The following is a 10,850-nucleotide window of genomic DNA, read 5'->3' on the forward strand; positions in this document are numbered from 1 at the left end:
ACGTCGGGCTGGGCCGCGCACATCATCGAGCAACGCATCGACAACAAGATCATCCGGCCGAGCGCGAATTACACCGGACCCGAGAATTTGAAGTTCGTGCCGATAAATAAGCGAAAATAACGGGCTGCGCGATCGGATTTCTCGTGTAAGAAATCCACGCCGCGCTGCAAACCGTTATCAACCCCCATGTTTTGAAAGGTTTTTTCGATGAACAAACTCCTGATCGCTGCAATCGCCGGTACGCTGGCAACGACGAGCGTCTTCGTCAGCACCGACGCCTTCGCCGCGACGACGACCGATGCGAGCAAGGCCAAGACCGCGGCCAAGCGCCCCGCGCCGGCGCGCCGACTGATCAAGCGCAGCCCCAAGGCCGAAGCGGCCGCGGCGGCGAAGACTGATCCGATTCCCGAAGGTGCAGTGAAGTGGTCGTGCAAGGACGGCAATACTTTCTATCTGAAAGGCGACATGAAGCGTGACACCATCGTCACGGTGAACTGGGCCAAGAAGGACTACAAGCTGCCGCGCCAGGACACGACGACGGGCGCCGACCGTTTCCACGACTCCGCATCCGGCATGGATCTGGTCGTGATTCCGTCGAAGGCCATGCTGTTCTCCGACAAGGACTCGTCGCGCCTCGCGGACGAGTGCGTGACGCCGGAAATGGCTGCGGGCGGCGCAGCGCCGACGCAGTCGGAAGCACTGATCAAGAACGCGCAATAACTCAGGCAGCACTTAAATCAGGAATCATTCGATGTCCGCACCGATCTCCAACATCCGGCCTGACCCGGACAAGGTACTGGTCGACATAGTCGATTACGTTCTCGACTACAGCGTCGAAGGCACGCTCGCGCTCGAAACGGCGCGCAACTGCCTGATCGACACGCTCGGCTGCGGACTCGAAGCCCTCTCCTACCCCGCCTGCACCAAGCTGATGGGACCGATCGTGCCCGGCACGATCGTCCCCAACGGCGCCAAGGTGCCGGGCACGCAATTCCAGCTCGATCCGGTTCAGGCCGCGTTCAACATCGGCGCGATGATCCGCTGGCTCGACTTCAACGACACATGGCTCGCAGCGGAATGGGGCCATCCGTCGGACAACCTCGGCGGCATTCTTGCAACGGCCGACTGGCTTTCGCGTAACGCGATCGCTTCGGGCAAGAAACCGCTCAGCATGAAAGACGTCTTGATCGCGATGGTCAAGGCGCACGAAATTCAAGGCTGCATCGCGCTCGAGAACTCGTTCAACAAGGTCGGTCTCGATCACGTGCTGCTCGTGAAGCTGGCTTCGACGGCAGTGGTCGGGCAGATGATCGGCCTGACGCGCGATGAGCTGATCAACGCGGTATCGCTCGCGTTGGTCGATGGCCACGCGCTGCGCACCTATCGTCATGCGCCGAACACCGGTTCGCGCAAATCATGGGCCGCCGGCGACGCGACCTCGCGCGCCGTGCGTCTCGCGCTGATCGCGAAGACCGGCGAAATGGGCTATCCGTCCGTTTTGACCGCTAAAACGTGGGGCTTTTACGACGTGCTCTTCAAGGGCAACGAGTTCAGGTTCCAGCGTCCGTACGGCTCGTACGTGATGGAAAACGTGCTCTTCAAGATCTCGTTCCCGGCCGAGTTCCATTCGCAAACCGCTGTCGAAGCGGCGATGACTTTGCACGGCAAGCTCAAGGCAGCGGGCAAGTCCGTCGAGGACATCAGGAAGATCACGATTCGCACGCATGAAGCGGCGATTCGCATCATCGACAAGAAGGGGCCGTTGAACAACCCGGCCGACCGCGATCACTGCATTCAATACATGATCGCCGTGCCGCTGATTCACGGCCGTCTCACCGCCGCAGACTACGAAGATTCGATCGCGCAGGACGCGCGCATCGACACGCTGCGCGCGAAGATGGAATGCGTCGAAGACCCGCAGTACACGAAGGATTATCACGACCCGGACAAGCGCTCGATCGCGAACGCGCTCACCGTCGAGTTCAACGACGGCACGAAGCTCGATGAAATCGCGGTCGAGTACCCGATCGGTCACAAGCGTCGCCGCGCGGATGGCATTCCGCTGCTCGTCGAGAAGTTCAGGACGAATCTGGCGCGCCGTTTCCCGCAGAAGCAACAACGGGCGATCCTCGCGGTGTCGCTCGATCAGGCAAAGCTCGAAGCGATGCCGGTCAATGAATACGTCGATCTGTACGTGATTTAAGCAAGCAGAGCAATTTCCTCGTCTCAGTCCAAGGAAAATAACCATGGCCCACAATCTCCACAACACGCTCAAAGAATTCGACAGCGGTTCCGGCAAAGCCAAGTTCTACTCGCTGCCGCAACTCGGCGACGCGCTGAAGGTCAAGCTTCAGCGCCTGCCAGTTTCGATCCGTCTGGTGCTCGAATCGGTGCTGCGCAACTACGACGGCAAGAAGATCTCCGAGGAGCACATCGCGCAACTCGCGAACTGGAAGCCGAATGCAGCTCGCGTCGATGAAATTCCGTTCGTCGTCGCGCGCGTGGTGCTGCAGGACTTCACGGGCGTGCCGCTGCTCGCCGACATCGCCGCGATGCGTGGCGTCGCGAAGCGCGCGGGCAAGGACCCGAAGGCGATCGAGCCGCTCGTGCCGGTCGACCTCGTCGTCGATCACTCGGTGCAGATCGACCACTTCCGCGAGCCGAACGCGCTCGATCTGAACATGAAGCTGGAATTCCAGCGCAATAACGAGCGCTACCAGTTCATGAAGTGGGGCATGCAGGCGTTCGACACGTTCAAGGTCGTGCCGCCGGGCATCGGCATCGTGCACCAGGTGAACCTCGAGTACCTCGCGCGCGGCGTGCACAAGAAGGACGGCGTTTATTACCCGGACACGCTCGTCGGCACGGATTCGCACACGACGATGATCAACGGTATCGGCGTGGTGGGCTGGGGCGTGGGCGGCATCGAAGCGGAAGCGGGCATGCTCGGCCAGCCGGTGTACTTCCTGACGCCGGACGTGGTCGGCGTCGAGCTGAAGGGCAAGCTGCGCGAAGGCTGCACGGCAACCGACCTCGTGCTGACCATCACCGAAATGCTGCGCAAGGAGAAGGTCGTCGGCAAGTTCGTCGAGTTCTTCGGCGAAGGCACGGCATCGATCGGCGTGCCTGACCGCGCGACCATCGGCAACATGGCGCCCGAGTACGGCGCGACCATGGGCTTCTTCCCGGTCGACGAAAAGACCATCGACTACTTCAAGGGCACGGGCCGCACCGACGCCGAAATCGCCGCGTTCGAGCAGTACTTCAAGGCGCAGAAGCTGTGGGGCGTGCCGAAGGCCGGCGACATCGACTACACCAAGACGCTCACGCTGGATCTGGGCTCGGTCGCGCCGTCGCTCGCGGGTCCGAAGCGTCCGCAAGACCGCATCGAAATCGGCAACGTGAAGAGCACGTTCGTCGACCTGTTCTCGAAGCCGGTCGGCGAAAACGGCTTCAACAAGAAGGCCGCCGAGCTCGAAGCGAACTACAAGACGGCCGATGGCGTCGACGTGAAGAACGGCGACGTGCTGATCGCCGCGATCACGTCGTGCACGAACACGTCGAACCCGAGCGTGCTGCTCGCCGCCGGCCTGCTGGCGAAGAAGGCCGTCGAAGCCGGTCTGACCGTTGCGCCGCACATCAAGACGTCGCTCGCGCCGGGATCGCGCATCGTCACCGAGTATCTGACGAAGACGGGCCTCCTGCCCTACCTCGACAAGCTCGGCTTCACGCTCGCGGCGTACGGCTGCACGACGTGTATCGGAAACGCCGGCGATCTGACGCCGGAACTGAACGACGCGATCACGAAGAACGATATCGTCGCGGCAGCGGTGCTGTCGGGCAACCGTAACTTCGAAGCGCGTATTCACCCGAACATCCGCGCGAACTTCCTGGCATCGCCGCCGCTCGTCGTCGCGTACGCGATCGCGGGCAACATCACGCGCGACCTGATGACCGAGCCGGTCGGCAAGGGCAAGGACGGCCGCGACATCTACCTCGGCGACATCTGGCCGACGAGCGAAGAAGTGCACGCGCTGCTCAAGTACGCGCTGGATGCGAAGGCATTCCGCGAGAACTACTCGCAGCTCACGAAGGAAGGCGATCTGTGGAGCAAGATCGCGGGCGAAACCGGTCAGGTCTACGACTGGCCGAAGTCGACGTACATCGCCGAGCCGCCGTTCTTCGGCAGCGACTTCTCGATGAAGCCGGCCGATTCGATTCCCGCGGTGAAGGGCGCGCGCGCGCTCGGCATCTTCGGTGACTCGGTGACGACCGACCACATCAGCCCGGCGGGCTCGATCAAGGAGACGTCGCCGGCGGGCGTGTGGCTGAAGGCGAACGGCGTGCAGAAGGCCGACTTCAACAGCTACGGCTCGCGTCGCGGCAACCACGACGTGATGATGCGCGGCACCTTCGCGAACGTGCGTATCAAGAACCTGATGATCCCGGCGAAGGCCGACGGCACGCGCATCGAAGGCGGCCTGACGATCCATCAGCCGAGCGGCGAACAGTTGTCGATCTACGACGCAGCGATGAAGTACATCGACGCCGGCACGCAGACCGTGATCTTCGCGGGCGAAGAGTACGGCACGGGCTCGTCGCGTGACTGGGCCGCGAAGGGCACGCAACTGCTCGGCGTCAAGGCCGTGGTCGCGCGCAGCTTCGAGCGTATCCACCGTTCGAACCTCGTCGGCATGGGCGTGCTGCCGCTGCAGTTCAAGGGCTCGGACAGCATTCAGTCGCTGAACATCACGGGCGAAGAGACGTACGACATCGAAGGTCTCGGCGACGACTTCAAGCCGCAGCAGGAAGTCACGCTGGTGATCCATCGCAAGGACGGCAAGGAAGATCGCGTGCAGGTGCTGCTGCGTATCGACACGCCGATCGAAGTCGACTACTACAAGCACGGCGGGATTCTGCCGTTCGTGCTGCGCTCGCTGCTCGCAGCGTAAGAAAACTCGTTTTGCAGGTGACCGCGCTCGCGAGAGCGCGGGAACATTGAACCCGGCCGTGGCCGGGTTTTTTTTCGTCCTTAAGCCTTCGAAACCGCGATGTGCGGCGACAGCGTGCGGCGCGCGAACCATGCGCGCACGAACTCGCCCACGCTGCGCGCAGGCGTCGAAGCCGACGCAAGCGAGAAGCGGCTGCCGTCTCTCGCACCGCTGACCCAGATCGACGAATACGGCTTCAATTCCACCGACGCGCCCGCGTCGAGCCAGAAATCGCCCGCTTCGCCTTCGATCGTCAGCCAGATCTGACCGCGCGTGACGCGCAGGGTTTGTGGCCGGTCGATGAACCAGCCCGTCGGCGCATCGCACCGGTCGAGTTCGAAAGTCCGAATTTCACGCATGATGCCGCTCCTATGAATCGCTTGGCCGGGAGGCTGCGTGGTGAACACCTGTATGCAGCCGTTAAGCGTATTATTCGACCGATTCCGAACACCTTGAATGCACACTTCTGCACAGTTGCAGAGGAACTGTTAAGCTGAATTCGCTGAACAGTTCGCCGGTCGATGCCAAAAACACACACGCGCGAAACACGCCGGATAGCCATTCGGCCTAGCTTGACGGCAGTTTTCGGATGCGTTCGAATGGCACTACGACAGCAGCGAACAGCGAAATCCAACTGTTCACTCATTCCGACAGAACACTTTCGAACACGATGAACGCACTTCCGCTTCACATCGACGGCGGCACCGGCGTGCCGCTGACCGAGCAGATCGTCACGCAGATCGAGGCGATGATCCGCTCGCGCCGCGTGCTCGCGGGCGCGAAGCTGCCGTCGATCCGACAGTTGGCCGCCGAGCAGCGCATCAGCCGCTTCCCGGTGATCGAGGCCTATGACCGGCTCGCATCGCGCGGGCTCATTCAGCCGAAGCACGGCTCGGGCTTCTACGTGGCGAATCATGTGGAGGAATGCGACCGTCTCGCGGGCAACTGCGATCCGCGCCTCGCGGAAGAGGAATCGAACCAGATCCTCCAGCAGTTCAACTATCCCGGCGAGACGCTGAAGTTGTCGAGCGGCTTCATCCCCGAAGCGTGGCGCGATGTGGACGGCATCACGCAGGCGATCCGTCAGGCCTCGCGCATCGACGTGCCGAGCGTGATCGATTACGCGATTCCCCATGGCGACACCAATCTGCGTCAGCAGGTCGTCATGCGCATCAACGCGCTCGGCATCGACGCCGATCTGCCCAACGTGATGATCACGAACGGCGCGAGCCAGGCACTCGATCTCGTCGTGCGCTTCATGCTGAAGCCGGGCGATACCGTGTTCGTCGAAGATCCCGGCTATTACAACCTCTTCGGCTTGCTGAAGCTGCAAGGCGTGCGGCTCGTCGGCGTGCCGCGGCTCGCGACCGGGCCCGATATCGATGTGGCCGAGGCATTGCTGAAGCAGCATCAGCCGAAGCTCTTTTTCATCAACACCGTGTTCCAGAACCCGACCGCGACGAACATCGCGCCGCAGGTCGCATTCAAGCTGCTGCAGCTCGCGACGCAACACGGCTTCTCGATCGTCGAGGACGATATCTACGCGGACTTCCAGGCCGTGCCGACGCAACGGCTCGCGTCGCTCGATCAGCTCGACCGCGTGATCTATGTGGGCGGGCTGTCGAAGACCCTGTCGTCGTCGCTGCGCATCGGCTATCTCGCGGCGAATCGCGAGCTCGTGAAGAATCTCGTCGACGTGAAAGTGCTGACGAGTCTCGGCGGCACGCGCTTTGCGGAAAGCGTCGCGGCGAGTCTTCTCGAACGCGGCACGTATCGCAAGTATCTGGAACGGCTGCGCAAGCGCGTGCGCGATTCGCTGTCGAGCGCGGTGCAGACACTCGAAGGCTACGGCTGGGATGTGTTCGACGAACCGAGCGGCGGCAACTTCGTGTGGGCGAAAGTGCCGGGCATCGACGATTCGGCCGTGCTCGTCGACGAAGCCGTGAAATTCGGCGTGACGCTCGCGCCCGGCAGCTACTATCGCCCGAACGGCGAAGCGTGTCCGTGGGTGCGCATCAACTCGGCCTATGCGGGCGACCGGCGCGCGGCGCGCTTCTTCGAAGCGATGACGGAAGCCGCCGCCGCGCGCGCATAGTGCACGTCATTGCGCGCGTTCGCCGAAGAAGCGTTCGAGCGCACCGGTGGCGTCCTTATCCTCTGCAAGCCGCGCGTAGAGTCCGGCCGCGCCTTCATAGATGCGATGCTCGGCGAATCCGTCGCCGATGAACTGCGCGATCTCTTCCATCTCCGCGACCCAGCGATAAGCCTTCGGCGGCATGCGCGGCACATTGCTCGCGAGCCATGCGGCGAGCGCGGGCTGACTTTCCGCCAGCTCGCTGAGAAGCGCATCGCCCGCGCCGTTTCGCATCGCGGCGAGCGACATCGCCGAGCCGATTGCCGCCAGCCCTTTCGTAATGCCCGCATACGACATCTTGAGCGCCGATGCCGCGCCGACCGGTCCGTCGAGCACGCGCACGGCGAGGCCGGCATCCGCGAGTTGCCGTGTGCGCGCCGCATGCGGCCCGGACATGTAGAACTTCGGCGCGGACGGCTGGCCGATGATCGCGCCATCGACGAAGGGCGTATCGGCCGGGGCGAGCACGCGCGCGATCCGCTCGACGGTGTCGGGGTTGATCGCGTTGCAATCGACATAGACCGGCTTCGCGTTCGATCGCGCGAGCACGGACGCGATGCGACTCGCGGACTCGACCGCGACGGCGGGCGGCACGATCGACAGGATGAAATCGCATGTCACGAGGCTTTCGAGGCTTGCGTCTTCCATGCCCGCGTCACGCGCACGCGACGCGCTCGCGGCGCTACGGCCTTCGAGCGATGTCAGCACGCGCGCGCCGCCTTGCGTCAACAGGCGGCCGATGGCCGATCCCATGCTTCCCGCGCCGAGCAGCGCGACCGATGGCCTGGTCGATTGAGTCACGTGCGAGCTCCATGTGTCGAGACGAAACACAGAATACGCTCGCAAGCGGGAACGCGCTCGGGCTATTCGCTTTCGTCGGTGTCGGACGAACCGAGCTTCCAGAGTGCATCGAGCCGGCGCAACACGTCGTGTCCTTTGGGTGTGAGGAGCGCGATGCGTTCCGATAGACGGGAAGCACGGAACGAGCGTTGCTGACGCATGTCTCCTTACGCGTGGCGCGGCCCAGCATTACGTTTGCGCGAGATCAAATGTCGTGAGCGGCCATGCCATCGCGAACGCATAAAATCCGCCGATTCGCGCTATGTTCAATCGATAGTTGCAGATCGAATTACATGACATCATGGTGAGCCGTATGTTCGACCAATGCCTTTATTTCAACACCACCGCGCTCGCGCGCACGCTCGAGCGCGAATGGGCGAAAGCATTCAAGCCTTTCGGCCTCACGCCGTCGCAGGCATTCATGTTGCGCGCGGTCGTCGAGCGTCCCGGTCAATTGCAGGGCACGCTCGCCGATGCACTCGCCATCTCCCGTCCGACGGCCACTCGCACGCTCAATGGCCTGCAAAGACTCGGCCTCGTCGAGCGCTGGTCCACCGAGCGCGACCGCCGTGAATCCGCGATTCATCCCACCGATTCCGCGCACGCCATGATGAAGCGCGTCGGCGCGGCCAGCGCGGAGATCACGCGGCGCATGAAGCGCACGCTCGGCAACGCGCGTTTCGACGACACCGTGTCGAACGTCCGGCATATCCGCACGACGCTTGAATGACACGCGCCCGCCGGCATGAATCCGGCGGGCGCGGGCTTTGCTCGGCAAGCCGATGCACTTACATCGGCGGCGCGACGCCATCCTTCTCCACGACGATACGCTGCGCCGCGAAGTCCGAACCCGCCGGGCTCGCGACGACGAACACCTTCTTGCCCGGCTTCAGATCATCGTGCGTTGCGGGCGCGAAGGTCACGACCGGCACATTCTCCGGCACCGTCACCGAATTCGAGCCGCCCTTGTACGACAGCTTCAGATCGCGGCCGCTCGTGCCTTGCACGACCTGATCGACGTTCGCGTTGGTCATCGAGCTCTTCGGGCCGAGGTCCCATGCATAGTGGCCTTCGCCCGTGCCGCGCGCGGCTTCCGGGAACACGAGCACTTCGGTCGCGGTGAGCTTGCCGTCCGTGCCGGTGGTCGCCGCCGTGCCGACGAACGAGCCCGGCTTGATGTCCTGCAGCTTGATGTTCTTCAGCGCGGTGACGGGCGTATCCGACTTGACGGCGATCTTCACGGTATCGCCGCTGCGCCGATGCACGGTGAGCGTATCGCCCGACAGCGACACGATATCGCCGCGAATGCGCGTGGGTTTCGCCGCGGGCGTCTGCGCGAAGGCCGCGGAAGCGAGTGCGAGCGTCACGATGCTGACGCCGAGTTTGATTCGAATCGACATGCAATCTCCTTCGAGTGTGGAAAGCAAGGGCTTCAGGACCCGCCGAACCAGTTGTAACCCTGGTTCTCCCAATAGCCGCCGGGATAATCGTTCGTCACGGTAATTGCGACGATGTGCTTCGGGTTCTTGTAGCCGAGCTTGGTCGGCATGCGCAGCTTCATCGGGAAGCCGTATTTCGGCGGCAGGATCTGACCGTCGTAGGTGAGCGTGAGCTGCGTCTGCGCGTGCAGCGCGGTCGGCATGTCGATGCTCGTCGAGTAGTTGTCGGCGCAATGGAAGGCGACGTATTTCGCGCTCGTATCGGCGCCCGCGCGTGCGAGAAAATGCGCGAAGCGCACGCCGCCCCATTTGCCGATCGCGCTCCAGCCTTCGATGCAGATATGCCGCGTTATCTGGCTCTCCTGCGGCATCGCGTGCAGTTCGTCGAGCGTCCACACGCGCTTGCCCTTCACGAGGCCGCCGATTTCGAGCTTGTACGTCGATGGATCGACTTCGGGCACTTCGTCGATGTCATAGAACGCGTTGAACGGAAACGGCCGTGTGATCATCGATTCCGGATACGTCGGCGCGAGCTTGTTCGGGTCGAAGAGAAGCGCCTGAACGTCGTCGTTGAAGAACGAGATGCGGCGCAGCATCGCGTTGACGGATTTGTCGTCGGTGATGTTGCAGCCCGACAGCATCGCGAGGCCGCCCAGCGAAAGAATGCGCTTGCCGAACAAGCGGCGTGCCGGCGCCTTCAATTCCTTCGCAGCATCCTTGATGATGAGCTCGGCGTCGGGTCTCGATTTGAATAGCTTGAGCGACATGGCTTAACGACCTCGAATCATCAGCACGAGCGAGCGCGGCACGAGCGCGACCATCGCGATATGCACCACGAAGAACGCGACCAGAAAGCTCATGCCGAAGAAGTGCACGACGCGGGCATTGTCATAGCCGCCCATCAGCGTGCGAAACAAGGGAAGCTGCACGGACTTCCATACGGCGAGTCCCGAAAGAATCACGATCACGATGTCCACGATCACCGCGAGATACGCGAACTTCTGCACGGCGTTGTAGTGCGTGAGATCGTCGTGGCCGAGCTTGCCGCGCACCGCAGCGAATGCGTCGCTGAAGATGCTTTTGACCGATAGCGGGAACATGCGGCGGCGCAGGCGGCCCGTGACGAGATTCATCGCGAGATAGACGATGAAGTTCGCGACCAGCAGCCACATCGCCGCGAAATGCCATTGCAGCGCGCCGCCGAGCCAGCCGCCCAGCGTGATCGCGGGCGAGAAGGTGATCGGCTTGAAGATCGGCGATGCGTTGTAGATCTGCCAGCCGCTCGTCACCATGATCAACACGGCGAACGCGTTGAGCCAGTGCGTGATGCGCAGCCATAGCGGTTGTACTTGCACGTCGTGCCTCGCGAATTGGAAGACGGTTCGAGAGGCATGGTAGCCACGCGCCTCTGATCGATCGATGACCTCTCGATGACTTTTTTGTCAT

The 10,850-nt window shown here is 62.7% G+C and carries 11 protein-coding genes and 1 pseudogene; 6 read left to right on the forward strand and 6 right to left on the reverse strand.

From position 1 onward, the window contains the following. The 4 genes and pseudogenes from AWB78_RS43905 to acnA all read left to right on the forward strand — a co-directional run. Positions 1-120 (forward strand): annotated as a pseudogene (locus AWB78_RS43905) (2-methylcitrate synthase); the annotation flags it as partial. An 87-nt stretch (positions 121-207) separates the two neighbouring features. Beyond that, positions 208-720 (forward strand): hypothetical protein, encoded by a 513-nt coding sequence (locus AWB78_RS27860; RefSeq protein ID WP_062609336.1) that lies wholly within the window; start codon positions 208-210, stop codon positions 718-720. Between the two features lie 31 nt (positions 721-751). Beyond that, entirely contained in the window at positions 752-2,203 is a 1,452-nt protein-coding gene (locus AWB78_RS27865) for a bifunctional 2-methylcitrate dehydratase/aconitate hydratase (RefSeq protein ID WP_062609338.1), read from the forward strand. A gap of 43 nt (positions 2,204-2,246) precedes the next feature. Beyond that, positions 2,247-4,952: an aconitate hydratase AcnA gene (gene acnA / locus AWB78_RS27870; protein WP_062609341.1), complete on the forward strand. Its 2,706-nt coding sequence runs from the start codon at positions 2,247-2,249 to the stop codon at positions 4,950-4,952. A gap of 80 nt (positions 4,953-5,032) precedes the next feature. Here the strand turns inward: acnA and AWB78_RS27875 are convergent, their stop codons facing one another. Then, positions 5,033-5,350: a DUF2917 domain-containing protein gene (locus tag AWB78_RS27875; RefSeq protein WP_062609343.1), complete on the reverse strand. Its 318-nt coding sequence runs from the start codon at positions 5,348-5,350 to the stop codon at positions 5,033-5,035. Positions 5,351-5,661: 311 nt separating this feature from the next. Here AWB78_RS27875 and AWB78_RS27880 point away from each other — a divergent pair, with 311 nt between their 5' ends. Further along, positions 5,662-7,086 (forward strand): aminotransferase-like domain-containing protein, encoded by a 1,425-nt coding sequence (locus AWB78_RS27880; RefSeq protein ID WP_062609351.1) that lies wholly within the window; start codon positions 5,662-5,664, stop codon positions 7,084-7,086. Positions 7,087-7,092: 6 nt separating this feature from the next. Here AWB78_RS27880 and AWB78_RS27885 read toward each other — a convergent pair whose 3' ends face one another. Further along, positions 7,093-7,926: an NAD(P)-dependent oxidoreductase gene (locus AWB78_RS27885; protein WP_062609463.1), complete on the reverse strand. Its 834-nt coding sequence runs from the start codon at positions 7,924-7,926 to the stop codon at positions 7,093-7,095. Positions 7,927-7,988: 62 nt separating this feature from the next. Continuing rightward, positions 7,989-8,126 (reverse strand): hypothetical protein, encoded by a 138-nt coding sequence (locus AWB78_RS46780; protein ID WP_157697637.1) that lies wholly within the window; start codon positions 8,124-8,126, stop codon positions 7,989-7,991. A 152-nt stretch (positions 8,127-8,278) separates the two neighbouring features. Between AWB78_RS46780 and AWB78_RS27890 the strand changes: the two genes are divergently transcribed. Further along, on the forward strand, positions 8,279-8,695 hold the full coding sequence (locus AWB78_RS27890) for a MarR family winged helix-turn-helix transcriptional regulator (RefSeq protein ID WP_062609465.1): 417 nt from the start codon (positions 8,279-8,281) through the stop codon (positions 8,693-8,695). 58 nt (positions 8,696-8,753) lie between these two features. Here the strand turns inward: AWB78_RS27890 and AWB78_RS27895 are convergent, their stop codons facing one another. The 3 genes from AWB78_RS27895 to AWB78_RS27905 are packed head-to-tail and all read right to left on the reverse strand — an operon-like array spanning position 8,754 to position 10,759. After that, complete coding sequence (locus AWB78_RS27895) at positions 8,754-9,365, reverse strand: hypothetical protein (RefSeq protein ID WP_062609353.1); 612 nt, start codon at positions 9,363-9,365, stop codon at positions 8,754-8,756. A gap of 32 nt (positions 9,366-9,397) precedes the next feature. Further along, complete coding sequence (locus AWB78_RS27900; RefSeq protein WP_062609355.1) at positions 9,398-10,171, reverse strand: molybdopterin-dependent oxidoreductase; 774 nt, start codon at positions 10,169-10,171, stop codon at positions 9,398-9,400. A 3-nt stretch (positions 10,172-10,174) separates the two neighbouring features. After that, positions 10,175-10,759 carry a cytochrome b/b6 domain-containing protein gene (locus AWB78_RS27905; RefSeq protein WP_062609357.1) on the reverse strand — a complete coding sequence of 195 codons (585 nt, stop codon included), beginning with the start codon at positions 10,757-10,759 and terminating at the stop codon, positions 10,175-10,177. Positions 10,760-10,850: the final 91 nt, after the last annotated feature.

The organism is Caballeronia calidae (assembly GCF_900044055.2).
GTDB classification, from domain to species: domain Bacteria; phylum Pseudomonadota; class Gammaproteobacteria; order Burkholderiales; family Burkholderiaceae; genus Caballeronia; species Caballeronia calidae.

Bases quoted from the DNA above. Each gene is read 5' to 3' on its own strand.
- acnA (WP_062609341.1), top strand. From the start codon at position 2,247: ATGGCCCACAATCTCCACAACACGCTCAAAGAATTCGACAGCGGTTCC.
- AWB78_RS27860 (WP_062609336.1), top strand. From the start codon at position 208: ATGAACAAACTCCTGATCGCTGCAATCGCCGGTACGCTGGCAACGACG.
- AWB78_RS27895 (WP_062609353.1), bottom strand. From the start codon at position 9,365: ATGTCGATTCGAATCAAACTCGGCGTCAGCATCGTGACGCTCGCACTC.
- AWB78_RS27900 (WP_062609355.1), bottom strand. From the start codon at position 10,171: ATGTCGCTCAAGCTATTCAAATCGAGACCCGACGCCGAGCTCATCATC.
- AWB78_RS27890 (WP_062609465.1), top strand. From the start codon at position 8,279: ATGTTCGACCAATGCCTTTATTTCAACACCACCGCGCTCGCGCGCACG.
- AWB78_RS27865 (WP_062609338.1), top strand. From the start codon at position 752: ATGTCCGCACCGATCTCCAACATCCGGCCTGACCCGGACAAGGTACTG.
- AWB78_RS46780 (WP_157697637.1), bottom strand. From the start codon at position 8,126: ATGCGTCAGCAACGCTCGTTCCGTGCTTCCCGTCTATCGGAACGCATC.
- AWB78_RS27880 (WP_062609351.1), top strand. From the start codon at position 5,662: ATGAACGCACTTCCGCTTCACATCGACGGCGGCACCGGCGTGCCGCTG.
- AWB78_RS27875 (WP_062609343.1), bottom strand. From the start codon at position 5,350: ATGCGTGAAATTCGGACTTTCGAACTCGACCGGTGCGATGCGCCGACG.